Consider the following 24,353-nt stretch of genomic DNA (forward strand, 5'->3'; position numbering starts at 1 on the left):
TCACTCTTTTCGCTGATGCTCCTGATGGGCTTCCGAGGCCATCCGGGCAACGGTTTCAATCGCCTCGTCCATGGTGAAGTGGCCCTTGTCCTTGTACTGGTCGAACAGGTTGATGTACTCGTCGGAGCGCCTGCCAAGCACCATCAGGCGCAGGTAGAGACTATCCTCCAGGGCCGGCTTGCGGATCGCATCAAGGACAAACACAGCGATGCTCAACGGGCTCATCAGCAGATCGCGCAGGGCATCGGCGCCGAGCTTCAACTGGAACACGACCAGGTGTTTCAGCGCCGGACCAAAGGTGACCCTGGCACTGGAATCTTCAGGGGTGTCAAAAAACATGGGATGGGTTCTCCGTATTGTATTCCCGGCACAGTTCCAGCCACCGGGTGAGCGTACTGGCGTGAAACTTTTCCCGGTGCATGATCAGGTTCAGTTGCCGGCTGAAGTCGCGCTGAGGCACCTGCAGCGGAACCAGTGAGCCACGGGCAAAGGCCTCCCGCAGACTGATACGGGACAGGCAGCCTACGCCCAGCCCGGCTTCCACCGCACGCTTGATGGCCTCGGTGTGCTGCAGCTCCATGGCGATGTCCAGGTCCGTCAGTATGCCATGCATCGCCCGGTCGAAGGTCTGGCGGGTGCCCGAGCCAGGTTCGCGCACGATCCACGGCAATTGCAGCAGTTGCCGGTCGCTGACCGGTCGCCGCCCGGCGAGGGGATGGCCCGGGGCGGCAAACACCTGCAATTCGTCGTCCCGCCAGTGCAGGGTTTGCAAGCGGGGGTGATTCAGTTCGCCCTCGATCATCCCCAGGTCCAGTTCAAAATCGGCGACCTGGCGCGCGATGGTTTCCGTGTTGGCCACCTGCAGGGAGATCTCGGCCCCGGGAAAGCGATCGCGAAAAGCCGCAATCATCGGCACCACCAGGTAGTTACCGATGGTCAGCGTGGCTCCCAGCCGCAGCGAGCCCGCACCCTGTTCGCCACCCAGCGCCGCTTCGAAGGCTTCAGCCTCGGCCAGCAACCGCTCGGCCTGGGGCCGCAGCTGGCGGCCCAGTTCACTGAGCTGCAGGCGCTTACCCAGGCGGTCGAACAATTGCACGTCAAACTGGCTTTCGAGTTCCTTCAGGGCGCCACTGGCTGCGGATTGCGACATCGCCAATGCCGCTGCCGCGCGGCTGACGTTTTCGAAACGGGCCGTGGCGAGGAATACCTGCAGTTGGCGGAGGCTGAATTTCATATCTATTTTTCCGATATACGAAATCGAATATATCTGTTTTACAGATATTTATGCAAGCGCTATCTTGCCCCAACTGCTCGCGGCACTGCGCCGCGGGGACAGCCGGAATTACAGGAGCAAGACCATGGCTGCACTACTGCGGGAACAGGTAACCGAGGTTCACCACTGGACCGATCGCCTGTTCAGTTTCAAGACCACGCGCAACCAGGGATTCCGTTTCAAAAACGGGTTTTTCACCATGATCGGCCTGGAACTGGACGGTAAACCCCTGCTCCGCGCCTACAGCCTGGCCAGCGCCAACTACGAGGACGAACTGGAATTTTTCAGCATCAAGGTTCCCGATGGCCCGCTCACCTCGCGGCTACAGAACATCCAGCCCGGCGATGAACTGCTGGTTAACAGCAAGGCCACCGGCACCCTGGTGACAGACAACCTGCTGCCGGGCAGAAACCTGTACCTGATCGCCACCGGCACCGGACTGGCGCCATTTCTCAGCATTATCCGCGACCCGGAAATCTACGAGGCCTACGATAAAGTGATCCTTACCCACGGTTGTCGTGAGGTGGAGGAACTGGCCTACCAGGAACTGATCACCCAGCACCTGCCCAATCACGAGTACCTCGGCGAAGACGTGCGGCGGAAGCTGATCTACTACCCCACGGTCACCCGGGAAAAGTACGTCAACAACGGCCGCCTGACCGACCTGTTGCGCATCGGCAAGCTGGAAAAGGATATCGGCCTGCCGGCAATCAATACCGGGGACGACCGCTTCATGATTTGCGGCAGTCCCAGCATGCTCAAGGAAATCTGCAAACTGCTGGACAGCCGCGGTTTCAGCGAAACCCGTAACGGCCACATCGGCGAATACGTGATTGAGCGGGCATTTGTGGAAAGCTGAGGCCCGCCTTACCGACCGCGCAGGAGGCTATTGCGTCAGGGGGAAGAAGTCGTAGCGCTGGGTGCCTACGCTGCTGCCATGGGCAAAAAAAGTGAGCGCCCCTCGTCGTAGTAGGACAGCAGGTCTGAAGCTTCATCCGTATCAGTCGTGCTGATATCACCAATGCCCTTGTAGGGGCTGTCGCCCCAGCGCCAGCCAAAACCCGGGCCAGGCGTACCCTGCGGGACGTCGGCGGTGGCGATTTCGGTAACCGGGCTGGTGGCAAGCGCAGCAAGCGGGAAGGCGCAGCCTGCAATGAGCCACAGCCGGACTGCCAGCGACGGGGTGACGAACCTGATCAAAACCCACTGTGCTCCAGATGTTATTTCTGCCACTGGCCATTACCCTGCAATATTCTAGACTTGGAAGGCGACTTGCAAACAAGCTCAGGCAGACAGGGTACTCAAATGAAAAAGCTCACTGCAGCACTGGCGGCGCTATCGCTCACCGTGCTTAGCGGAACAGGTAGCGCCCAGGCGCCCGCCCCGGACAAGGATTCACTGGCGGCGGCCTGGCCCAGCCAGACCCAGTTCTCGCCCTACGCCGGACGCAACTTTCCGGGACAGGTCTTCTGGGGCGATACCCACCTGCACACTGCGATGTCATTCGACGCCGGCGCATTTGGGGCTCGCCTGTCCCCTGAGGACGCCTACCGCTTTGCCCGCGGCGAAGAAGTCACCTCCTCGGGCGGCCTGAAAGTAAAGCTGTCACGCCCCCTGGACTTCCTGGTTGTCGCCGACCACTCGGACAACATGGGCTTTTTCCCCACCCTGCTGGGCGGTGAGCCCTCCTACCTGGCCAACCCCACCGGCAAGCGCTGGTACCAGATGATCCAGACCGGAGGCAGCACGGCGGTGGACGCCGCACTGGAAATCATCGGTGCTTTTTCCGACGGCAGCTTCCCGCAGGAGATCGCCTCCGTGCCCGGCACCCCCACCTACCAGTCCGCCTGGGATATCGCCATTGAGGCTGCTGACAAAGCCAATACCCCGGGGGAATTCACCGCCTTCATCGGCTACGAGTGGACCTCCAACGAAAACGGCGCCAACCTGCACCGGGTGGTGATGTACCGGGATGGCGGTGATGTCGCCAGCCGCAGCCTGCCGTACACCACGCTCGCACCGGCGGGCAGTCCCAACCCCGTAGACCTGTGGAGGGAATTGCAGCGAGTTCACGACAACACCGGCGCCAACCTGTTGGCGATCGCCCACAATGGCAATCTCAGCAACGGCATCATGTTCCCCCTGGTGGACTCGTTTACCGGCAGGAAGATCGACAGGGATTACGCCCGGACCCGGATGAAGTGGGAACCACTGTACGAGATCACCCAGATCAAGGGCGACGGCGAGGCACACCCCTTCCTCTCACCCAACGATGAATTCGCCGACTACGAAACCTGGGACATGGGTAACCTGACCCTCACCGAGGCCAAGACCGACGACATGTTGCAGTACGAGTACGGTCGCTCCGGTCTGAAACTGGGCCTGCAGGCCGCTGACCGACTGGGCGTCAATCCCTACCAGGTCGGCTTCATCGGCTCGACCGACAGCCATACAGCGCTGGCCACTGCCGCCGAGGAAAATTTCTTCGGCAAGCATGCCGGCACCGAACCCACCGTCGAACGAATGACCCACCCGGTGGGATGCTTTGGCGAAAAGTGTATTTTCGGCTGGGAGCAGGCCGCCAGTGGACTGGCGGCAGTATGGTCAACCGAGAATACCCGCGGGGCAATTTTTGACGCCATGAAACGCCGCGAAACCTACGCCACCACCGGCTCTCGCATGCTGGTCCGCTTTTTTGGCGGCTGGGAATTTGACGAGGGAGATACGCTTTCCCGCACCCCGGGGCACGCTGGCTACACCAAGGGAGTCCCCATGGGTAGCGAGCTCAAGGGCGCCAAGGGAAATACGCCCAGCTTCCTGGTCGCCGCGCGCAAGGACCCTTTCAGTGGCAACCTCGACCGTATCCAGATCGTCAAAGGCTGGTTGGACAAAAAGGGCAAGCCCCAGGAGAAGATTTACGATGTGGCCTGGGCCGGTGACCGTACACCCAGCGCGGACGGCAAACTGCCTCCCGTAGGCAATACCGTCGATGTAGCCAACGCCACCTGGACCAATACCATTGGCGACCCCGAACTGATCAGCGTCTGGCGGGACCCCGACTTTGACCCCAACCAGCGGGCCTTTTACTACGCCCGGGTGCTGGAGATCCCGACACCGCGCTGGACCGCCTACGAGAAGTTGCGCTTCCCCGGTGCGGAAGTGCCGGAGGGCGTCCCCATGGTGCACCAGGAGCGCGCCTACACCTCGGCGATCTGGTATACGCCCTGAGTATTTGCCCCCGACCCGGGCGGTCGACCGCTCGGGTCAATTGGTTTGGCTGCAAAGGTCGTTGTCAGCCTACCGCCGCACCGCTACCTTGTGCCCTACACACTTATCAGCATCGGAGCAGGCACATGTCGGAAAAAAGACAGGTTCTTAACAAGGAAACCATGGGCATTGACGAGGGACTGCCGCTGGAGGCCTCGGCGGGCGGCATTGAGGAGTTACGCAGGGACATCCAGCGGCTCATGGACATGGAGGCGATCAAGCAACTGAAGTATGCCTACTTCCGCTGCATCGATACCGCCAATATGGACGAGCTGGCCACCCTGTTGCACGACGATGTGGTGGTGGATTTCAAGGGTGGCGATTACCACTGGCAGCTCAATGGCAAGCAGGAGTACCTGGGCAGCATAGGCACCTCTTTCAGCAAACAGTCCATCGGCCAGCACCATGGCCACCACCCGGAAATCCAGATGCTGTCAGCAACCGAGGCGACAGGCATCTGGTACCTCGAAGACAAGTTCTGGGTGCTGAACCACAAGTACTACACCACCGGCACGGTGCTGTACTGGGACCGCTATGTGAAGGAAAACGGCCGCTGGTTGATTCGCGAGACCCGCTACGAGCGGCTGTATGAATTCAACGAGGCGCTGGCGGAAGAGCCAAAGCCCAGCTCACACTACCTCGGCGTGCACGGGACCGAGCCGGCGTTCTAGATCAGCCCAGCGCGTCCTCGGCCACAAAGTACTTCGGATCCTCGATCACATTGACCTCAACCAGGTTGCCGGCCTTGCGCAGCAACTGTTTGCACTCCGCTGACAGGTGCACCAGGTGCAGGGTCTTGCCGGAATTGAGGTAGCGCTCCGCCAGGGTATCGATAGCCTCCAGTCCGGAGTGATCGCATACCCGCGAGTCGGCAAAGTCGATCACCACATCGTCATTAGCTTCCATGGGATCAAACTGCTCAAGGAAGGAGGTGACCGAACCGAAGAACAGCGGGCCGCTGACGGCGTAGACGGTGGAACCCTTGTGGTCCTGCTGGGCCCTGACCTGGACCTGTTTGGCGTGCTCCCAGGCGAAGACCAGGGCGGAGACAATCACCCCCACCACCACGGCCACCGCCAGGTCGGTGGCCACGGTCACCGCGGACACCAGCACCAGCACCAGCGCGTCGGACTTGGGTACCTTGCGCAACACCCGGAAGCTGGACCATTCGAAGGTGCCGATCACCACGATAAACATCACCCCGATCAGGGCTGCCAGCGGAATCTGTTCGATCAACGGCGACGCCACCAGGATGAAGGCCAACAGGAACAGGGCGGCGGAGATGCCGGACAGCCGCCCGCGACCACCGGAATTCACATTAATCATGCTCTGGCCGATCATGGCGCAACCGCCCATGCCGCCAAAGAAACCGGTGGCCACGTTGGCGACGCCCTGGCCCACACACTCCTTGTTTCCGCGGCCGCGGGTTTCGGTGATTTCATCCACCAGGCGCAGGGTCAGCAGTGACTCGATCAGGCCGATGGCGGCGAGGATCACCGAATAGGGAAAGATGATAGTCAGGGTTTCCCAGTTCAGCGGCACCATGGGAATGTGGAACTGGGGCAGGCCGCCCTTGATGGAGGCCACATCGCCCACGACCTTCGTGTCCAGGCTCAATCCCACCACTAACAGGCTCACCACGACAATGGCCGCCAGTGAGGAGGGGATGGCAGTAGTCAACCGGGGCAGGAAGTGGATGATCGCCATGGTCAACGCCACCAGGCCCAACAGCATGTACAGTTGCTGGCCTTCCAGCCAGGCCACGTCGATGATGGAGCCTTCCATGAAGGTGCCGGCCAGCCAGCCGGGCTCGCCGGGGTTGCCAAACTGCCCCAGTTGGGCAAGGAAAATCACAATCGCCAGGCCGTTCACAAAGCCCAGCATCACCGGATGGGGCACCATGCGGATAAACTTGCCCAGGCGCATGGCGCCAGCGGTGATCTGCAGCACACCCATCAGCACCACCGCGGCAAACAGGTATTCCACGCCGTGATCGGCCACCAGGGCGACCATCACCACCGCCAGGGCGCCGGTGGCGCCAGAGATCATGCCCGGACGACCACCGATACAGGCGGTGATCAGGCCCACCATAAAGGCGGCGTATAAACCCACCAACGGCTCCACGCCCGCGACGAAGGCAAAGGCCACCGCTTCCGGCACCAGGGCCAGGGCCACGGTGAGGCCGGACAGCACGTCATTTTTGACGGACGTGACGTTACTGGGATGGATCTCGAACATCGGACTACTCACCTAATAGTGTAAAGCGGACCATTTGGGCACGCGGGGTCGGGAACCGATCGGCGGAGTCGTTGTTATGCGCAGACAGGGAAGGGCGCGAATTTTACGGGAGTTGGCGGTGCTTAGCCAGCGATCGCGGAGCGTGAAAAATCACACCAGGCGTGAGCCCGCAGGTGAGCACGGCGGTGGCAATCCACGACCAAGGCACTACACTTGAATCAAAACCAGCAAATCAGGCCAGCTATGATTCTACTCACACTCGGCGTTCTGCTCTGGGCAGGCACCCACCTCATGCCATCGATCTCGCCATCGACCCGGGAGGCGCTGGTCGCCCGGCTCGGGGAGAATGGCTACAAGGGTATGTTCAGCGCACTCATGCTACTTGCCCTGGCGCTGATTATTTTCGGCTGGCGAAGCATTGATCAACCCACCTACCTGTATACCCTGCCGCTGTGGACGCGCCACCTCGGCATGCTGATTGTGTTACTGGCCTTTATCCTGTTCGTGGCCTCTGGCCAGCCAAGCCGGATCAAGCAGTACCTGCGACATCCACAGCTCACCGGCCTGATCCTCTGGGCCGGGGCCCACCTGATGATGAACGGAGATACCCGCGCCCTGGTGCTGTTCGGCGGACTGGGACTGTGGGCGATACTGGAAATTATTTTTATCAATCGCCGCGATGGCCAGTGGGTGAAACCAGAAGTGCCGGGCCCAGCACAGGACCTGAAGATACTCGTGGTCTCGCTGGTGGTTTTTGCGGGCGTGGCCTGGGCCCACCCGTGGCTGGCCGGGGTGGCGATATTCTGAATCGCTGGCCGCCCCGGACAGCGGTATCCCGACCGGCTGAAAGCACTTTTCTAGTCAACTGACGGTACGGGGCGACTACTCACAACTGCCCCAGCGCTTTACCCACCTGGTGAAAGAAAGCCAGGCGCCGGTTGATGCGCTCCACGGCGACATTGTCCGGCGCCAGCTTGAGGGCCAGGTTCAACTGCTCCAGCGCCGGTTTCATGGCGCCGTTAAGAAAAAAGTATTCCGCCCGCGACTGGTGCAGGCCGAAGCGATTGCCGGCCAGCCCCTGTACTTCCGCCAGCCAGTACCAGAGCGTCACGTTGGTTGGCTTCAATTTGGCATGGGCGGTTAACAGCTGGTCCGCCTCGGTGTAACGCCCGGCCTTGAAGTAGGCCTTGCCCAACTGAATGGTGATCGGGTGGTTGCCCGGCACCAGTTTTACCCCGCGTTCCAGCTTTTCGATGGCCAGGTCGTACTGTTCTTCTGCCAGGTCAATCTCGGTCTCGGCCAGCGCATAAGTCATGTTTTCCGGTTTGAACTCGCGCATTGGCGCCAGCAGTTGGCGAGCCTCCCCATAGTTGCCATTGTCGGTCAGGGCCAGTACCAGCCCATATTGCGCGGCGACCGCCTCCGCGCCGCGGCTTTCCTTGCGCTTCTTGCGGAAGTGGGCGACGGCTACCGCCGGGTCGTCGATAAAGCTGAGCTCGACACGTGCCCGCACCAGGTGAAACCCGGGATTGTCCTGGTACATCCTGGGTGGAAACTGGCCGGCGCGGTTGCGGGCATCGGCAATCCGGCTTTCGGTTAAGGGGTGCGTCAGCAGGAACTCCGGGGGCCGGCTGCCGTACTTGCGCGACTCGGCCTGCATGACCTCGAACATTCCCGCCGAGCCTCTCGGGTCCCAACCGGCCGCTACCAGATTCTGCATGCCGATCCGGTCAGCCTCCTGCTCGTGCAGGCGACTGTAACGCAGTGACGCGTCCTGGGACGCCGCCTGGGAACCGGCGATGGCCGCCATGCCGGCTTCACCGCCACCGGCGGCAACCGCCACCATCCCGGCGAGCAGCCCGGCCAGGGCCAGCTTGCCGGATGTTTTCGCATTTTCCTGACTGCGGGAAAAGTGGCGCTGGCTCAGGTGGGCCAACTCGTGACCCAGCACCGAGGCCATCTGGGCCTCACTCTGCGCCGCCAGGATCAGGCCGTTGTGTACACCCACCACCCCACCGGGCACCGCAAAGGCGTTAATGCTTTTTGCATTGACCAGCACCACTTCCAGTCGCCGGTCGCGCAACTGGCTGCTGGCCGCCAGTCGGTAGATAAGATTTTCCGTGTAGTCCTGAATAAGCGGATCGCTGAGAATCGGCGCCTGGCGCCGGAACTGCATCAGCCAGGCCCGGCCCATCACGTATTCCTGGGACAGGGGGACCGCGTTGCCCTCGCCAAAGTCAGGGATGGCGGCGGTCTGGCCACGGCTATGGGCCGCAACCTGCAGCAGGCACAGGCCGAGAATGAACGCCGCCAGGTAACGGTTCATACGCTTAGATCGCATCGGTCAACACAAAACCGACGCCAATCCGATTGGTGGCCTCATCGTAGTCGATCAGGCTCTCGCCATAGCCGTTGAAATACTGCACATAGCCCCGGAAGCGGTTGTTGATCGGGAAGGTCCAGTCGAGCTGGATCGCGCCCTTGTTGTCACTACTGAGGTTATTGCGCAGGGTGAAGCCCAGGGTATGGTCCTGCAACTTCCAGTAGCCTCCCAGGTCGCCATAGCCCATATAGTGATACATACGGGGATTGTCGTCGTCTTCCTCATCCTCCGGCAGTCGGTACCAGGCACGCATCCCCAGGCTGAAGTTACCGCGTTCAAATGCAGCCAGACCCATGACCCGGTTCCAACTGCGCGAGAGTATTTTGCCACGGCCATTGGACTGGTGGTTGAGGCTCAGGCCCAACAGGGTATTGGTGAAGCCCAGCACGTCCCAGTCGTTCTCCACCGTCAGCATCAGTTCCGGCTGGTAATTGGTTTCACGAAAAGGGGAAGAGGCATCCGTGTTATACACCTGCCACCAGTTTTCCTGAGTATAGGCGCCCCAGAGATTCGTGCCTTCGCCAAGAATGTCTTGCCACAGTACGGCCTTGAAACTGATCTGTAACTTGGCCTCGATGTTATCCATATCGGCTTCAGGGTAAATCTCAGCCCAGGCCGCTTCGTTCGGGTTGTTGTTGTAGGTCGCCGGCAGCAGGTAATTGCGATGATGGGGGATAATGGCCCAGGCCGACGACATAGCGCCCTCTTCCACCGCCAGCCGGTCCGCCAGCAGGCCGGTCTCTACCGCGGCCTGTTGGCGGACCTCGTTCCCGGCGATCCCCGGAGGCGCCTCACCGGGTACCGCGCCCGCAGCCTCCGCCAGCTTGTCGTAGCAGGCCAGGCGTTCCAGCCCATCACCTATCGCTGCGCAATCCAGGAGCGTTGCCGCACTCGATAGCGGCAGCTGGGTCATGGCCCCGAAAAGTACCAGTGCGGGGAACGTTTTATTCATCACGATAGGTCCTTGCTAGATATTACAGGGGACGGCCAAACAGCTTTTTAAATTCGCTTTCCGCTTTTTTGCTCTCATCAAACAGGGCTTCACAAGGGTTGGCCGAGGTCGCAATCCAGCGATCCCACATGCCCTCGGCCAGAATGGATAAGCCACCGGTTGCGAACGCCGCACCGCCCGAGATAACGACACCCTTGGCGTTCACACCCAGTCGCGGGTAACTGAAGTTACCCTCCAGTTTCAGGTAGGGAGTCAGGGCCTTGGAAGCACTGATACCCACGCCAGTACGCGAGCGGGTATTGAACACCAGGTCCAGTCCCTCGGTGTCCAGGTCGACCGTGCCACCGAGGGCAATATCAACCTTGTCAGTGCGCATTACCATGCCCGGATCCAGGGTGGCCAGGCCATCCTCAAAGACAATAATGCCGGAATGACACTCCACCTGGGTGTAGGGTTCCTGCTGGCTCATTGGGTTGATACTGGCAAAAATCTCGCCAATGACATCGCCAAAGAACAGGTTCAGTCCCTGGTTGTTAATCCTGCCGCCACCGCCGCGCAGGTAAACAGTGCCGTTGAGGCTGGTGGCCAGCTCCCTTACGCTGGCACCGCGGGCGGCGATCGTCGCCCGGTAATTGGATTGCTGTTCAGCAGTCGGATCGCCGGTAAACAACCAGAACAGCGGCAGACGATGGCTTTGCATTTGCAGGTTAACGGCGGCCCCCGCATCCAGATGCTCCAGGACCAGGGAGGCCTCACCGCTGGAGAATCCGCCACCCCACTGCAGACTCTCACTGACCAGCTTGCCTTCGGCCAGGGTAAAACTGAAATCGCCCTGGCTGCGCAGGTCGTCCCGGGCGATCAGCTCTTCTACCACCAGGCTGAACTTGCCCTCGTAATTTTTCAGCCAGCGGAAGTCCAGCGACGTAGCGGGAATCATGCGCTCAGCCAGCTGCGCCTTGCTCAACGGTGTGCTGGCGTCAAACGGCCTTTTCCCGGCCCCGGGACCCGCCTGCTCCACTTCACGGTCAAATGACCGCGACAGGAAGCGCATGTCCAGGGTTTTCGCGGTCAGCTCAGCCTGCAATTGCGCCGGCTCGCCCGGCCGGTAGTAAAACTGGCCGGCGAGGTCACTGCCCCCCAACTGGAGGTCCAGGTCGCTGAGTCGCAGTTCGCCCTCCGCGGAACGCGCCAGTTCGGTCCTCAACAGGTAGGCATCGTCCGGCAGCCGCACATGGAAACCCAGCGCCTCGAGGGCACGGTGGGCCCGCCGGCCACTGAGATTGACCTGTCCCGTTGCCGCGGTTCCGCCTTCCTCCGGCATCAGGGCGAGCACTGCCTCAAGCCTGTTACTGCCCAACTGCAGGTGCAGTTTCTCCACATGCCAGACCGGATCCCGCCAGTGACCTTCCACATCCAGCTCGAAGGGCGCATCCTCCGCGCCATCCCCGGTCCAGGGCGAGAGCGCTTCGGCCACCGAATCACCGTGGGCAAACAGTGATATCTCTGTGCCCTTCAGGCCGCCGGCGAGGGGCAAGACAAGGTCTCCCTGCAGGCGCACACCCCCGCTGCGGCCGACGATTTTTTCCAGCCGGAGCATTTTACCGTCGCTCCGCAGGCGTCCTTCCAGGGCCGCCTGCACCGGCCGATCGCTGGCGGCCTCCAGGGGCAGCAATGGCTTGATATCGGGGGAATCGAACACCAGGTCCAGGTCGAGGCCACGGAGCGTCGCCGGATTGCCGATCTCGCCATTAAGGGTCAACTGGCTCTCACCGGATACCAGCAGCCCGCGAGAGAGACTCAGGCTGCGCCCGGAACCGCCCAGGTGCACATCCAGGTGCAGGGGCAGTTGCCTCGCCGGTTGCTGGCGGGACGGCGGCATCGGCAGCTGACCCTGCAATTCGAGCTGGAAATCCAGCCCGCGAAACGCCAGCGGGTCGGCAAGCGTGCCATCCGCGTTGAGCTGCCACCCCCGATACTCACCCATGCCTGACAGGCTCAAACCGCCGCCCTCATATGACGTGTGGCCAGTGAACTGCAACGGCTGCTTCTGCCAGTGGCCACCGACCTCCAGCAGCAATCCCCTGCCGCCAGTGAGCTGACCCGACAGATTTGCCTGTATTTCCGCTCCCGGCGCCTCATAGGTCACCACACTGTCGCTGACATGGGCCTGTTTTAGCAGCAGCGGCAACGTGAGCGACTCCCTGCCCAGGTCGCCACTTTCGGCAGCCGGCTCAGCGAACTGCCAGTTGGGGGGATTCTCCTCCGCTTCACTCAGGGCAAGCCGGAGCCCGACCAGCGTCAAGTCACTGATGACAACCGGACCATCACCCCACAGTGACGGTACATGCAGGTGCACTCTGGCCCGGGAAAGTTGCAGCAGATAGGGATCCGGCGCCCACGCCGGATTGGCGATGGTGAGGTCTTCAATCAATACCGTGGAGCTGACGCCCAGGCTCAGCTCACGAAGCTTGCCAATGCGCACCTCCCGTTCCAGGGTGTTGCTGAGAACGTTCTCCAGCATTGCCGTGTCCTGCAGCAGCCGATTGACCGCCACCGCCATTGCCACACCGAGCACCAGCAACAAGCACAGCAGCCCGATAGCGGCTTTTTTCACGGCGCCGCGCCCGGCCCCGGCCCATGTCCGGCCAGGTATTCACGCAGGCGAGACTGCGCTGCGTCTGCAAACAGGATTTCGCAGGCTTCTGCGAGGCCGGGGGCTTTTTCGATATCAGACCAGCGCAACACCTGCTCGATCTTCGACCGCCGGCGCATAAAGTCTTCCAGCTTGACGATCATTTCCCGGCGGGCTGCCAACTCAATCTCACAGCGGGTGTACTCAGCGTTTTCGATCAACAGCTCGACACAGCTTTCATCCTCGCGGATATGCTCCAGCAGGCCGAAGGCGGCGGTGCCATAACGCCGCCAGAAGCGCTCCGACAGCGGCTCGGAAGAACTCGGGTCGGTGAGCGCATCCAGGTTCATCAGCCTGGCCTGCAGCATGAATTCCTCGCGCTGGCTCGCCGAGGGCTCACCGTACCAGCAGTTGTCCGGGAGCGGCACGACCACGCCCATGGCGGCAACCTTGTCAACGATCTCATTGCCCACGTTAAGGCAGTCAGTGAGCTTGCCACCGAAAATCGTCAGGTGCCGATGGTGCTCGCTCTGCTCGATCACATGCTTGCGGGAAAGCTGCACCCAGTCGGCCTCGCCGCCCTCGCCCTTGACCGCGAGCGGCCTCACCCCGACCCGCTCGGCAATGATACTGTCCATGGACAGGGGGGGATCGATGTCCAGCAGGGCGTTAACATTGTCGAGTACGAATCGCCTGTCCTCGTCGGTCACCCCTACCTCGGGATCCGCCACCTGGGTGTCGGTGGTACCGATGCAGGTTTTCGGTCCCATGGGAATCAGGAAAAACAGGCGCCCGTCGCTGGCGAAAAAGGTCAGCACCCGTTTGTTATCGGTCACCCGGTCGACAATCAGGTGTATGCCCTTGGAAAACAGGTGGCGGTATTCGGTGTGCTCGCCTGACAGCCGGTTATGGGCGTCGGCGTAGGGGCCACAGGCGTTGATGAGCACCCGGGAGCGAATCTGCAGCTCCCCGCCATCGATACTGTCCCGGGCCCGGGTGTACCACAGCTCTCCCACCCGGCGGTTGTCTATCGATTCCACATAGTTGGCCGCAATACAGCCGTAGTTCAGTGCCGTCCTGATGAAGTTGAAAACAAAGCGGGCGTCGTTGTCGTAGAGGTAGCAGTCGGAGTACTCCAGGCCGCCGGCGGCATTGCTGGTATTGACCACCGGCTCGCGCCGTTCCAGGTCACGGGCACTGTAATACCGGGGTGCAGCGGTCTTGAAGCGCCCCATCAGCCAGTACACCACGGCGCCCAGGTAGACAACAAACGGCCAGAAGCGGAAGCCCTTCTGGATAGTAGTAAAAAAGCGGATTTCCTTCACGGTGGACGGATAGGCGCGCATCAGCTCGTTGCGCGACTTGCACAGCTTGTTGACCAGCAGGTACTCATGGCTTTCCAGGTACTTGATGCCACCCCAGGCAAGATTGGAGGAGTTTGAACTGACGCCGCTGGCGAAATCCTCGCGCTCAATCAGCGCCACTTTCACCCCCCGGCCCGCCAGCGCCGCGGCTGCCACCGCGCCATTGATGCCGCCGCCGACGATCAGCACATCGTAGACCTGCTCGCCCAGCTTCTGCAGATTGCTGCTGCGCAGACTTATTGCCATGTTGTCCCCCTCCCGGAACGCAACACTCTACAAGTTCCAGTGTTGCTCGCAAAGGGCGACAAATTCACCGGCACTCGCATTGAGCTGCTTGCCGCTGCGGTAATAAAGACCCACCTGCTTGTCGATGGTGCTGAATGACACGTCATCAATCACGTGGAAGTTGGCGCAGTCATCGTCCTCGCGCAGCAGCTTCCGGTCGATAAATGTTACCCCCATACCCTCTTTCACCATGTGAATGCGCAGCAACAGGCTGCTCACTTCCCAGACCGTACTGAACTGGTCTCGCAGCCGCAGAATAGACGGCCGCAGGTCGGGATTATCCAGGGCGGAGGTGATCAGCGGGGTCTGCCTGAGGGCTTCCGCGTCGCCCTTCTTCATGTCCTCGTAGCGCGGGTGGCCGGGGCTCACCACGAGATGGCGGCTGTCCGTGTACAGCGGCACGGTGGTAAAGGCCTGCATGTCTTTCTGGAAGGGGCCGAAGCCCAGCTCAACGTTACCCGCCAGCACCGCGTAGATGATATTGCGGGCCGGCATCTCGGAGATCTTCATCCGCACCTGCGGGTTGCGCCGGTAGTACTCGCTGATCAGCGCCGGTGCGTAAAAGCGGTTGATCGAGGCGCTCAGCGCCAGGTTGAGTGTCTCCGACTGTCCCTGGCGCAGCTGGGCGATATCTTCCAGGGTCTGCTGCTCACCGGTCAACACCTCAAAGGCGTGGTCGAACAGCCGCCGGCCGGCGTCAGTCAGCCGCAGTTCCTTGCCGCGGCGGATCAGCGTTGTGCCCAGCTTGCTTTCGAGGCCGGCCACAGCCTGGCTCACGGCGGACTGGCTCAGGTGCAGGGATTCTGCAGCCCGGCGAAAGCCGCCGTCCTCGATCACAGCCCGGAACGCCCGTAACTCACTGTTTTCCAAGCGCATATAAGCCTGCCTTATAGTTTGATAAGTAAAATTAACCCAACTAATCAAGACCGCGAGTATACTGTGAAAAATTACCAAAAGCAGGAAGCCGCAAGCATGTCTGACACCCAATCCGTATTTTCCTATGACCTTGCAGGGGTCGTTGTCGGCGAAACCGCCATCTCCGACGTGCAGGGCGACTCCGGCCTGCTGTCCTACCGCGGTATCGATATCAATGACCTGATCGGTGTGCCTTTCCTCCACGTGGCCTGGCTGGTGGTGTTCGGCGAGTGGCCCGACGAGCAGGAAAAGAGCCGGCTGAAGAGCTTCATGTGTCGTCACGCGCGCCTCACCCACAGCGAACAGGACCTGCTGGGGCAGGTGCCACGGGACCTTCATCCCATGCTGATGCTGCAGGGCATGATTCCCCTGCTGCAAATGCCCGAGGAAGACACCCTGGGCAAGGGGCTGGACGCCGAGCAGGGCCTGTTTATCGCCGCCAAGATATCCGGGCTGATCGCCGCCCACCATCGGTTGGGGCAGAACAAGGTGATTCTCCATCCCATCGCCGGCAAGCTGCGCCATGAAAACTTCCTGACCATGTTCCATGGCAAGGCCCCCTCGCCGGATCAGGTGCGCATGCTGGACGCGGCCCAGATCCTGCAAATGGAACACAGCTTCAATGCCGGCACCTTTGCCGGCCGGGTATGCGCCAGTACCCTGGCCCCCATCCAGTCGGCCATTTCTGCCTCAATCGGCACCCTGTTCGGCAGGCTGCACGGCGGCGCCGACCAGGCGGCCCTGGAAATGGCGATGGAGATCGGCAGCCCCGACAAGGCCGACGCCTACGTCAGGGAATGCCTGGCCAACAAGGTCAAGATCATGGGTATGGGCCACCGCGAGTACCGCACGGTCGATCCACGCGCCAAGATTCTCAAGCCGATGGCCGTCGAACTGTGCCAGGACGAGGACAGCAGAAACCTGCTGGCTACGCTGATCGCCGTGGAAGAAGCCTGCCAGCGCGAGTTCGGCGAGCGCGGCAAGGAAATCTGGGCCAACGTGGAGTTCTACAAGGGCGCCGTGTTCCACAGCCTCGGCATTCCCAGCCACTACTTCACCGCCATGTTCGCCATGGCCCGGGTTTACGGTTACATCGCCCACTTCCTGGAATTCCGCCAGGAGAATCGCCTGATTCGACCGCGCGCCGCCTACGTCGGCAAACCGCCGGTGGCGGCGGACCAGTCGGCGGCCTGAGTCACTTCCGTCATCCCCGCGCAAGCGGGGATCCAGCCGGCCAATATCCTCCCGGCCTAGCTGATCATCCTGTGATGGACCTTTTACTGTGATCCCCGCTAGCGCCGGGACCACGGTGCATGCCTGTCACAATGAGTCTCTCCTCCACAGTTGCGCTATGCTGTTCACCGGACCCGAACCAGAAACAACCATCCCCAAAGGAGCCCGACGTCCGTGATTCGGCTACTTGCTCTGTGCCTGTCTCTCAACCTGCTCACCGCCTGCGGTGACCAGGCCTCCAACCAGGCCCTGGGCACCCTGGAGCGCGACAGGGTCGTCCTGAAAGCCACCGACAATGAAATCATCACCGCCCAACCGGTAGCCGAAGGCACCATGGTCACCGCAGGCACCCTGCTGGTGCAGCTGGATGACAGTCGACAGAAAGCCATCGTTGCCCGCGCGCAGGCGGAGGTGGGGCGTGCCGCAGCACAGCTGGATGAACTGCGCAACGGTGCCCGCCCCGAGGACATTGCCGCCGCCACCGCCCGGGTAGCCGGCGCCAGGGCCACCCTGGTGGAGACAACCGCAAGCTATGAGCGAATGGTCTCGCTGGTGCAACAGAAGCTGGCGGCCCAGGCCCAGCTCGATCGCGCACGGGCGGGCCGCGACGCGGCGGAAGCCAACCTGGAATCCGCCGAGGAAGAGCTGCTGCGATTGACCAACGGCACCCGCAAGGAACAGCTTGATGCCGGGGCCGCTACCCTGCAGGCGGCACAAGCGCAGCTGGCTTTGGAGCAACACCGGCTCTCCGAGCTGTCAGTGGTTGCTACCCGGGATGCCTACCTGGACAGCCTGCCCTGGAACGTGGGTGAACGGGTCAACCTGGGCGCGACGCTGGCCATCATGCTCGCCGGCGACAAGCCCTTCGCCCGGGTATACGTGCCTGAACCCTGGCGGGCACGACTGAGGGTGGGCGACGAATACCCGGTGCATATCGATGGCCTGGACCGCATGTATACCGGCATCTTGCGCTGGATCGCCACTGACCCCGCCTTCACCCCCTACTATGCACTGAACGCCTCCGACCGCGCCCGCCTGGTCTACCTGGCCGAGTTCGACCTGCTGGAGGGCGCGGACCTGCCCACGGGAGTGCCGGTACAGGTCATGCTCGCCGACGAGGTGAATGGCGAAGCCAGAGAGGGTGCCCTGGGGCACAAGGTGAATGGCGAAGCCAGAGAGGGTGCCCTGGGGCATGACTGAGCTCGCCATCGAGACCCGGGGGCTCAGCAAGCAGTTCGGCGACCTGACGGCCGTAAGCGGGCTGGATCTGGAAATTCCCCGGGGCGAGATTTACGGGTTTCTGGGGCCAAACGGCTCCGGGAAAACCACCGCCATACGCATGCTGTGCGGCCTGCTGACCCCCAGCGCCGGCGACATTTCGGTACTCGGACTGGAGATTCCCCGCGATGCCGAGCAACTGCGGCGCCGTATCGGCTACATGACACAGAAGTTCTCGCTCTACGACGACCTGAGCGTCAGCGAGAACATGCACTTCATGGCGCGCATTTACGGCATGGCTCGGAGCGCAGCCCGGGACAGGGTCAGCCAGCTGCTGGACCGCTACTCGCTGGGCAGTATGCGGGGGCGTCTCGCCGGCGCCATGAGCGGCGGCCAGCGCCAGCGACTGGCGCTGGCGGTGGCAACCCTGCACCAGCCCGACCTGTTGATTCTGGACGAACCGACCTCGGCGGTCGATCCGGAGAACCGACGGGATTTCTGGGAAAAGCTGTTTGACCTGATCGACGAGGGGGCTACGGTGCTCGTCTCCACCCATTACATGGACGAGGCCGAGCGCTGCCACCAGCTGGCGATACTGGAAACCGGCCACCTGCGCAAGCACGGCGCCCCCCAGGACCTGATGGAGGCGCTGGCGGGCAGGGTGATTGAAATCGAGGGTGCAGACCTGCGCCAGGTGAAAGAGAGGCTGTTGCGCATTGACGGTGTCCAGTCGGCCGCCCAACAGGGCCTGCACCTGAGGATACTGATGGCAGAAAACGGCCATACCGGCGATGCCGCCATCAGTCGCCTGCACCAGGAACTGGCCGGCGAGGAGCTGCGCATTCATGTCGGCAAACCCAGCCTGGAAGATGTGTTCGTGGCCTGTACCCGGGGAGAAGTTCGCTGATGAGCAGCCTGCAGCGTATGAGCGCCGTCGCCACCAAGGAGCTGCGCCAGTTGTCCCGCGACCGTGTGACCTTCAGCATGGTGGTCATGATTCCTCTCATCCAGTTATTGCTGTTCGGCTTCGCCATCAACACCATGGTACGCGGCATACCGGTGGCGGTAGTGGATCTCAGCGACAGCGCCGCTGCCAGAGTGATCAGCGAACAGGTACGGGTAAGCCAGGTGGTCGATATCGTCGCCCAGTACGACACCCCGGCGGAGGCCGAGGCCGCCATCGTCGCCGGCAAGGTGCGCGCCGCCCTGGTACTGCCGCGCGACCTGCCGCAACGACTGGCCAATGGCGCGACCGTGGGCCAATGGATGGTCGACGGTTCAGACACCATGGTCGGTTCCGCCCTGCTGGGCCTGCGTACCATGCCGCTGAAACTCGAGGCGGGCGTACCCCCGGGGGCTTATACCCAGCGTGTGCCCAGTTTCGAAGTGGCGCTGTTTTTTAACCCGGAGCGACGCTCGGAAGTTAACATCGTGCCCGGCCTGACCGCGATCATACTCACCATGACCATGATCCTGTTCACCTCGGTGGCGCTGGTCAGGGAGCGCGAGCGGGGCAACATGGAGCTACTGATTACCACGCCCATCCGCCCGCTGGAACTGATGCTGGGCAAGTTACTGCCCTACGTGTTTGTAGGGCTCATCCAGATCACTATCATTCTCGGCCTGGGCAGACTGGTGTTCAACGTGCCGTTCCAGGGCGCCCTGTTCGACCTGTCTGTCGTCACCCTGGCCTTTATCGGCGCCAGCCTTGCCCTCGGGCTGCTGATCTCCACCATCGCCAAAACCCAGATGGAAGCGATGCAGATGACAGTGTTCATACTCATGCCCTCCATATTGCTGAGCGGCTTCATGTTTCCCTTCGATGCGATGCCACGGGCCGCCCAGCATATCGCCGAGCTGTTACCGGCCACGCATTTCATGCGTCTGATTCGTGGCGTTTACCTCCGCGGGGCGACGGCCGGCCAGATGTGGGCTGAACTGTTATGGCTGCTGGCATTCGCCGCCATCATGCTGACCATCGCGACCAAACGTTTTCACAAGAGCCTCGACTGAGTTTTCCTTCGGGGCAGGAGCAGCGTGGGCGCCAGCCACGATAACATTCCAATGGATTTCGGCTCCGCCGGTAACAACGCTTTTACCCAACCAGATCAATCTGGCGCAAGCAGAGTGATGCTAGAATCGTCATGCCGAAAGCCCGGGGAGCGCAGCATGATTTTTCGCCAACTGTTCGATTCCGATTCGTCTACCTACACCTACCTGCTGGGATGCCCCGACACCCGCGAGGCAGTAGTGATTGATACGGTTTTCGAACAGCACGCACGGGATGCCGCATTGATCCGCGAGCTGGACTTGAAGGTGCGCTACGCCCTGGATACCCACGTACACGCGGATCACGTGACCGGTGCCTGGCTGATGCGGAAAACCTTCGGCGCGCAGACGGTGATCTCCGGCCAGGCGGGCGTCGATGAGGCGGATATCGAGGTCAATGATGGTGACGTGCTGGCTTTCGGCAACCAGTCGGTCTCGGTGCGGGCGACCCCCGGCCACACCGATGGCTGCCTTACCTACGTGACCCGGGACAAGGATATGGCCTTTACCGGCGACTGCCTGCTGATCCGGGGCGCCGGGCGCACCGACTTCCAGGCCGGTGATGCCCACCGCATGTGGCGCAGTATCCGCGAGCAGATTTTCTCCCTGCCGGAGGACTGCCTGCTGTACCCCGGTCACGACTATGACGGTCGCACGGTTTCCACCGTCGCCGAGGAAAAGGCCTTCAATCCGCGCATTGGCGGGGAGGCCAGGGAGGAGGACTTCGTCGGTTACATGGAGAACATGGCACTGCCCCACCCCCGGCTGATCGATATCGCGGTACCCGCCAACCTGCGCGGCGGCAAGCCCGAGGACGGTGTGGTACCGGACACCCCCGACTGGGGCCCGGTAACGAAAAGTTTTGCCGGCATCCCCGAGGTGCCGCCGGACTGGGTAGCCAGGCACAGCCGTGAACTGTGCCTGCTGGACGTTCGCGGCCCCGGTGAATACGCTGGCGAGTTGGGACATCTGGCAAACGCGCTACTGATTCCACTGGATCAGCTACGGGACCGCCTGCACGAGATACCCGACAACCGGCCGGTAATCACTATCTGCCAGTCCGGCAAACGCTCGGCAATGGCGACACAGATCCTGCTCAAGTCAGGTGTCGACAGGGCCGCCAACCTCGCGGGAGGTATGATCCAGTGGAATCGCCTGGGTTTACCGGTGGCCTGAGCCGCCGCGGCGCGAAAGCAGGTGATTTCTGTATAATAAGCGCTTGAATCCATACCGGGCACCACCCATGATCCGCAATCTCGCCACTGTCGTTCTCGCACTACTGCTCGCCGCCTGCGGCGGCGGTGAATCCAACGTGGTCCAGGGTAACCGCGAGGGAATTCTTCATTACGGCAATGGCTCTGAGCCACAGGGACTGGATCCGCACGTGGTCACCGGGGTGCCGGAAAACAAGCTGATACGCGCCCTGTTCGAAGGCCTGGCGGTCAAAAACCCCTACACCCTGGAGCCCGAACCCGGAGTCGCCGAATCCTGGGATATTTCCGCTGACGGCAAGGTGGTCACCTTCCACATCAATCCCGAGGCACGCTGGTCCAACGGTGAACCGGTGACCGCCGGAGACTTTGTCTGGTCCTGGGAGCGGGCACTTAACCCGGCCATGGGTAATCTCTATGCCTACATGCTGTTCCCCATCGTCAACGCCGAGGCCTATGCCAAGGGCGAACTGGAGGATTTCGAGCAGGTAGGCATCAAGGCGCCGGACGACCAGACCCTGGTGGTGAATCTCAACGCCCCTACCCCCTATTTCATCCAACTGATGGACCACTACTCCACTTTTGCCGTTCACCCGGAAACGATTCTCAAGCACGGCAAGAAAACCGATCGATTCACCCGTTGGACCCGGGTGGAAAACATGGTCAACAACGGGCCTTTCAACCTCAAGGAATGGAAGCTCAACCGCCGCATCAGCATGGAAAAAAGCGATACCTACTGGGATCGCGACAAGGTCAGGCTCAATGGGGTGATCTTCTACCCCACAGAAAACCTGGTTTCCGAGGAACGGATGTTCCGGGTGGGCCAGCTGCATTACACCCAGACCATTCCCCTGGACAAGATTCCGGTGTACCAGGCCATGGAGGACACGCCCTACGTCCAGGCGCCCTACCTGGGGACCTACTTTTACCTGATCAACACCAGGCGTCCGCCGGTGGATGATGTGCGGGTACGCAAGGCCCTGTCCATGGCCATCGACCGGCACAAGCTCAATGACACGGTACTGCAGAAGTCCAATGTGCCGGCCTACAGCATCACGCCACCGGATACCCTGGGATACTACCCGCCCAAACTGTTCGAGTACGACCCGCAGCAGGCTCGCCAGTTGCTGGCGGATGCCGGCTACCCCAATGGCGAAGGCTGGCCCGGGCTGGAGTTGATTTACAACACCTCGGAGAGCCACCGGAAAATCGCCGTCGCCCTGCAGCAGATGTGGAAGGACGTCCTCAACATTGCGGTGACCATTTCCAACCAGGAGTGGAAGGTCTACCTCGATTCCGTCACCCAGATGGATTTCCAGATTGCCCGTCGCGGCTGGATCGGCGACTACGTCGATCCCAACAACTTCCTCGACCTCTACCTTACTGACGGCGGCAACAACAACACCGGCTTCGCCGACCCCCGCTATGATGAAATGATTCTCGAGCTGGCCCCGCAGGCCGAGACCCAGGAAGAGCGCTACAGAATCTTTTACGAGGCCGAAACCATGCTGATGGAGCAGATGCCCATCCTGCCGATCTACACCTATACCAGCAAACACCTGATTCACCCCAGCGTGAAGGGCCTGCCGTCCAACCTCATGGACTCACTCAACCTCAAGTACGTCTGGCTGGATCCGGACTGGGACCAGCAGAAGCGGGCAGAATAACGCCATGGCTACCGACAACAGCGCAACGCGGTGGGTCGGTCCTCTCCTCGCAGCCCTGCTGGCGCTGTGCGTCGGCAGCTGCGGCTTCAACGAATCCAACGTCGCCGCGGGCAACCGCGACGGCGTATTCCACTTCGGCAACGGCACCGAACCCCAGAGCATCGACCCGCACGTGATGAGCGGCTCTCCCGAGGTCAACATCGCCCGGGCGCTGTTCGAGGGGCTGGTCACCCGCCACCCCCACACCATGGAAATGGTGCCAGGCGTTGCCGAACGCTGGGACATTTCGGAAGACGGCAAGGTCTACACCTTTTACCTCAATCCCCGGGCCCGCTGGTCCAATCGCGACCCGGTCACCGCCGAAGACTTCCGCTGGTCACTGCATCGCTCCCTCCACCCGCAGCTGGGCAACCAGCTGGCCTATACCCTGTTCGGTATTGTCGGCGCCCAGGATTTTGCCACCGGCAGGAACACCGACCCGGAGTCTGTGGGTATAGACGTGCTGGACGACCTGACCCTGCGTATCCGCCTGAACAACCCCGACCCTTACTTCCTCAGCACCATGGGCACCTATCCCACCTACCCGGTGCATCGCGCCACCGTGGAAGCCCATGGACAATGGACTGACCGTTTTGCCCAGTGGACCCGGGTGGGCAATTTTGTCGGCAACGGTCCCTTTGTTCTCAGCGAGTGGAAGCTCAACCGGCGCCTGGTGGTCACGCGCAGCGAGACCTACTGGGACCGCGAAAAGGTGACATTGAATGCCGTGGTGTTTCACCCCATTGAGAGCGCAACCGCCGAGGAAAAGATGTTCCGGGCCGGGCAGTTGCACTTCACCCAGTTGGTGCCGCTGAGCAAAATTCCCGGCTACCAGGCGATGGACAACTCCCCCTACCAGCAACACCGCTGGCAGGGGACCTACTTCCTCCAGTTGAACGTCAGGCGTGACCCGCTGGACGACAAGCGGGTGCGACAGGCACTGGCGCTGGCCACCGACCGGCAGAAAATCGTCAATACTGTATTGCTGAAAACCGAGGTACCCAATTCCGCACTGGTACCGGTCAACACACCGGGCTACCAGTCTCCCCCCGCCCCGGATTACGACCCGCAACGGGCGCGCCAGCTCCTGGCAGCGGCCGGCTACCCCGGCGGCGAGGGCTGGCCCGGGATGGAGTTTGTTTTCAATACCAGCGAGAACCACCGGAAAATCGCCGTTGTCCTGCAGCAAATGTGGCAGGAAGCCCTGGGTATCAGCATCACCCTGGCCAACCAGGAGTGGAAAGTCTACCTGGACACAATCAACGAGGGGGACTACACCCTGTCCCGGATGGGCTGGATTGCCTCGAACCTGGATCCGGCGACCTACCTGAACATTTTCACCAGCGAGAGCGGTATCAACCGCACCGGCTTCTCCAATGCGCGATATGATGAAATAATGCTCGAACTGGCGCCCGCCGAGGCGGACCCGGAGAAACGTAACGCGCTGATGCGGGAAGCGGAAGCCATCCTGCTGGAGGAAGTTCCGCTGCTGCCACTTTATACCTATAACAGCAAGCACCTGGTTCAACCCAGCGTTAAAGGAGCACCACCCAACGTGCTCGACGTACAGAACTACAAATACATCAGCCTGGACCCGGCGATCCCGGTCTGGAAAGGCGAGGGTTAG

The 24,353-nt window shown here is 61.6% G+C and carries 20 protein-coding genes; 11 read left to right on the forward strand and 9 right to left on the reverse strand.

The window, feature by feature from the left end; translation table 11 throughout:
* Both E2F43_RS04225 and E2F43_RS04230 read right to left on the reverse strand, forming a co-directional pair.
* Positions 1 to 339: a hypothetical protein gene (locus tag E2F43_RS04225; protein ID WP_133209865.1), complete on the reverse strand. Its 339-nt coding sequence runs from the start codon at positions 337 to 339 to the stop codon at positions 1 to 3.
* Positions 329 to 1,234 carry a LysR family transcriptional regulator gene (locus tag E2F43_RS04230; RefSeq protein WP_133209867.1) on the reverse strand — a complete coding sequence of 302 codons (906 nt, stop codon included), beginning with the start codon at positions 1,232 to 1,234 and terminating at the stop codon, positions 329 to 331. Before E2F43_RS04230 ends, E2F43_RS04225 begins: the two co-directional genes overlap by 11 nt.
* Positions 1,235 to 1,358: 124 nt before the next feature.
* Here E2F43_RS04230 and E2F43_RS04235 point away from each other — a divergent pair, with 124 nt between their 5' ends.
* Positions 1,359 to 2,132, forward strand: coding sequence for a ferredoxin--NADP reductase (locus E2F43_RS04235; protein ID WP_133209869.1), 774 nt, complete (start codon positions 1,359 to 1,361; stop codon positions 2,130 to 2,132).
* 65 nt (positions 2,133 to 2,197) lie between these two features.
* Here E2F43_RS04235 and E2F43_RS04240 read toward each other — a convergent pair whose 3' ends face one another.
* Positions 2,198 to 2,473: a hypothetical protein gene (locus E2F43_RS04240; RefSeq protein ID WP_133209872.1), complete on the reverse strand. Its 276-nt coding sequence runs from the start codon at positions 2,471 to 2,473 to the stop codon at positions 2,198 to 2,200.
* Positions 2,474 to 2,578: 105 nt separating this feature from the next.
* On the opposite strand from E2F43_RS04240, the gene E2F43_RS04245 reads away from it, so the two are divergent.
* Together E2F43_RS04245 and E2F43_RS04250 are read left to right on the forward strand one after the other, a co-directional pair.
* The gene (locus tag E2F43_RS04245; RefSeq protein ID WP_133209875.1) at positions 2,579 to 4,501 is read left to right on the forward strand and encodes a DUF3604 domain-containing protein; all 1,923 of its coding nucleotides are present in this window, start codon (positions 2,579 to 2,581) and stop codon (positions 4,499 to 4,501) included.
* Positions 4,502 to 4,626: 125 nt separating this feature from the next.
* Entirely contained in the window at positions 4,627 to 5,211 is a 585-nt protein-coding gene (locus tag E2F43_RS04250) for a nuclear transport factor 2 family protein (RefSeq protein WP_133209878.1), read from the forward strand.
* A 1-nt stretch (position 5,212) separates the two neighbouring features.
* Here E2F43_RS04250 and E2F43_RS04255 read toward each other — a convergent pair whose 3' ends face one another.
* Entirely contained in the window at positions 5,213 to 6,778 is a 1,566-nt protein-coding gene (locus E2F43_RS04255) for a SulP family inorganic anion transporter (RefSeq protein WP_133209880.1), read from the reverse strand.
* A 243-nt stretch (positions 6,779 to 7,021) separates the two neighbouring features.
* Between E2F43_RS04255 and E2F43_RS04260 the strand changes: the two genes are divergently transcribed.
* Complete coding sequence (locus E2F43_RS04260; RefSeq protein WP_238946742.1) at positions 7,022 to 7,585, forward strand: NnrU family protein; 564 nt, start codon at positions 7,022 to 7,024, stop codon at positions 7,583 to 7,585.
* A 79-nt stretch (positions 7,586 to 7,664) separates the two neighbouring features.
* Here the strand turns inward: E2F43_RS04260 and E2F43_RS04265 are convergent, their stop codons facing one another.
* From E2F43_RS04265 to E2F43_RS04285, 5 genes are read right to left on the reverse strand one after another with little or no spacing between them, the layout of a single operon-like run.
* Positions 7,665 to 9,104 carry a M48 family metalloprotease gene (locus E2F43_RS04265; protein ID WP_165954191.1) on the reverse strand — a complete coding sequence of 480 codons (1,440 nt, stop codon included), beginning with the start codon at positions 9,102 to 9,104 and terminating at the stop codon, positions 7,665 to 7,667.
* A 4-nt stretch (positions 9,105 to 9,108) separates the two neighbouring features.
* Positions 9,109 to 10,113 (reverse strand): phospholipase A, encoded by a 1,005-nt coding sequence (locus E2F43_RS04270; RefSeq protein ID WP_133209886.1) that lies wholly within the window; start codon positions 10,111 to 10,113, stop codon positions 9,109 to 9,111.
* Between the two features lie 22 nt (positions 10,114 to 10,135).
* On the reverse strand, positions 10,136 to 12,727 hold the full coding sequence (locus E2F43_RS04275) for an AsmA-like C-terminal region-containing protein (protein WP_133209888.1): 2,592 nt from the start codon (positions 12,725 to 12,727) through the stop codon (positions 10,136 to 10,138).
* Entirely contained in the window at positions 12,724 to 14,355 is a 1,632-nt protein-coding gene (locus E2F43_RS04280) for a glycerol-3-phosphate dehydrogenase/oxidase (protein WP_133209891.1), read from the reverse strand. The genes E2F43_RS04275 and E2F43_RS04280 overlap by 4 nt, the downstream gene beginning before the upstream one ends.
* 27 nt (positions 14,356 to 14,382) lie before the next feature.
* Positions 14,383 to 15,270, reverse strand: coding sequence for a LysR family transcriptional regulator (locus tag E2F43_RS04285; protein ID WP_133209894.1), 888 nt, complete (start codon positions 15,268 to 15,270; stop codon positions 14,383 to 14,385).
* A 96-nt stretch (positions 15,271 to 15,366) separates the two neighbouring features.
* On the opposite strand from E2F43_RS04285, the gene E2F43_RS04290 reads away from it, so the two are divergent.
* From E2F43_RS04290 to E2F43_RS04320, 7 genes are all read left to right on the forward strand, one after another.
* Positions 15,367 to 16,503 carry a citrate/2-methylcitrate synthase gene (locus E2F43_RS04290; protein WP_133209896.1) on the forward strand — a complete coding sequence of 379 codons (1,137 nt, stop codon included), beginning with the start codon at positions 15,367 to 15,369 and terminating at the stop codon, positions 16,501 to 16,503.
* A 213-nt stretch (positions 16,504 to 16,716) separates the two neighbouring features.
* Complete coding sequence (locus E2F43_RS04295; RefSeq protein ID WP_238946743.1) at positions 16,717 to 17,742, forward strand: HlyD family secretion protein; 1,026 nt, start codon at positions 16,717 to 16,719, stop codon at positions 17,740 to 17,742.
* Positions 17,735 to 18,667 (forward strand): ABC transporter ATP-binding protein, encoded by a 933-nt coding sequence (locus E2F43_RS04300; protein ID WP_133209899.1) that lies wholly within the window; start codon positions 17,735 to 17,737, stop codon positions 18,665 to 18,667. Before E2F43_RS04295 ends, E2F43_RS04300 begins: the two co-directional genes overlap by 8 nt.
* Entirely contained in the window at positions 18,667 to 19,773 is a 1,107-nt protein-coding gene (locus E2F43_RS04305; RefSeq protein ID WP_133209902.1) for an ABC transporter permease, read from the forward strand. Before E2F43_RS04300 ends, E2F43_RS04305 begins: the two co-directional genes overlap by 1 nt.
* Positions 19,774 to 19,929: 156 nt before the next feature.
* Positions 19,930 to 20,985 carry an MBL fold metallo-hydrolase gene (locus E2F43_RS04310; protein WP_133209904.1) on the forward strand — a complete coding sequence of 352 codons (1,056 nt, stop codon included), beginning with the start codon at positions 19,930 to 19,932 and terminating at the stop codon, positions 20,983 to 20,985.
* Positions 20,986 to 21,052: 67 nt separating this feature from the next.
* The gene (locus E2F43_RS04315; protein ID WP_133209907.1) at positions 21,053 to 22,687 is read left to right on the forward strand and encodes a peptide ABC transporter substrate-binding protein; all 1,635 of its coding nucleotides are present in this window, start codon (positions 21,053 to 21,055) and stop codon (positions 22,685 to 22,687) included.
* 4 nt (positions 22,688 to 22,691) lie between these two features.
* Positions 22,692 to 24,353 carry a peptide ABC transporter substrate-binding protein gene (locus tag E2F43_RS04320; RefSeq protein WP_133209910.1) on the forward strand — a complete coding sequence of 554 codons (1,662 nt, stop codon included), beginning with the start codon at positions 22,692 to 22,694 and terminating at the stop codon, positions 24,351 to 24,353.

Source organism: Seongchinamella unica (genome assembly GCF_004354085.1).
In the GTDB taxonomy this organism is placed as follows: Bacteria; Pseudomonadota; Gammaproteobacteria; order Pseudomonadales; family Halieaceae; genus Halioglobus; species Halioglobus unicus.

Excerpts from the sequence above, each read along its gene's own strand:
- E2F43_RS04270 (WP_133209886.1), bottom strand. The coding sequence starts at position 10,113 with ATGAATAAAACGTTCCCCGCACTGGTACTTTTCGGGGCCATGACCCAG.
- E2F43_RS04300 (WP_133209899.1), top strand. The coding sequence starts at position 17,735 with ATGACTGAGCTCGCCATCGAGACCCGGGGGCTCAGCAAGCAGTTCGGC.
- E2F43_RS04225 (WP_133209865.1), bottom strand. The coding sequence starts at position 339 with ATGTTTTTTGACACCCCTGAAGATTCCAGTGCCAGGGTCACCTTTGGT.
- E2F43_RS04315 (WP_133209907.1), top strand. The coding sequence starts at position 21,053 with ATGATCCGCAATCTCGCCACTGTCGTTCTCGCACTACTGCTCGCCGCC.
- E2F43_RS04245 (WP_133209875.1), top strand. The coding sequence starts at position 2,579 with ATGAAAAAGCTCACTGCAGCACTGGCGGCGCTATCGCTCACCGTGCTT.
- E2F43_RS04305 (WP_133209902.1), top strand. The coding sequence starts at position 18,667 with ATGAGCAGCCTGCAGCGTATGAGCGCCGTCGCCACCAAGGAGCTGCGC.
- E2F43_RS04310 (WP_133209904.1), top strand. The coding sequence starts at position 19,930 with ATGATTTTTCGCCAACTGTTCGATTCCGATTCGTCTACCTACACCTAC.
- E2F43_RS04265 (WP_165954191.1), bottom strand. The coding sequence starts at position 9,104 with ATGAACCGTTACCTGGCGGCGTTCATTCTCGGCCTGTGCCTGCTGCAG.
- E2F43_RS04230 (WP_133209867.1), bottom strand. The coding sequence starts at position 1,234 with ATGAAATTCAGCCTCCGCCAACTGCAGGTATTCCTCGCCACGGCCCGT.
- E2F43_RS04235 (WP_133209869.1), top strand. The coding sequence starts at position 1,359 with ATGGCTGCACTACTGCGGGAACAGGTAACCGAGGTTCACCACTGGACC.
- E2F43_RS04290 (WP_133209896.1), top strand. The coding sequence starts at position 15,367 with ATGTCTGACACCCAATCCGTATTTTCCTATGACCTTGCAGGGGTCGTT.
- E2F43_RS04285 (WP_133209894.1), bottom strand. The coding sequence starts at position 15,270 with ATGCGCTTGGAAAACAGTGAGTTACGGGCGTTCCGGGCTGTGATCGAG.
- E2F43_RS04255 (WP_133209880.1), bottom strand. The coding sequence starts at position 6,778 with ATGTTCGAGATCCATCCCAGTAACGTCACGTCCGTCAAAAATGACGTG.
- E2F43_RS04280 (WP_133209891.1), bottom strand. The coding sequence starts at position 14,355 with ATGGCAATAAGTCTGCGCAGCAGCAATCTGCAGAAGCTGGGCGAGCAG.
- E2F43_RS04250 (WP_133209878.1), top strand. The coding sequence starts at position 4,627 with ATGTCGGAAAAAAGACAGGTTCTTAACAAGGAAACCATGGGCATTGAC.
- E2F43_RS04320 (WP_133209910.1), top strand. The coding sequence starts at position 22,692 with ATGGCTACCGACAACAGCGCAACGCGGTGGGTCGGTCCTCTCCTCGCA.
- E2F43_RS04260 (WP_238946742.1), top strand. The coding sequence starts at position 7,022 with ATGATTCTACTCACACTCGGCGTTCTGCTCTGGGCAGGCACCCACCTC.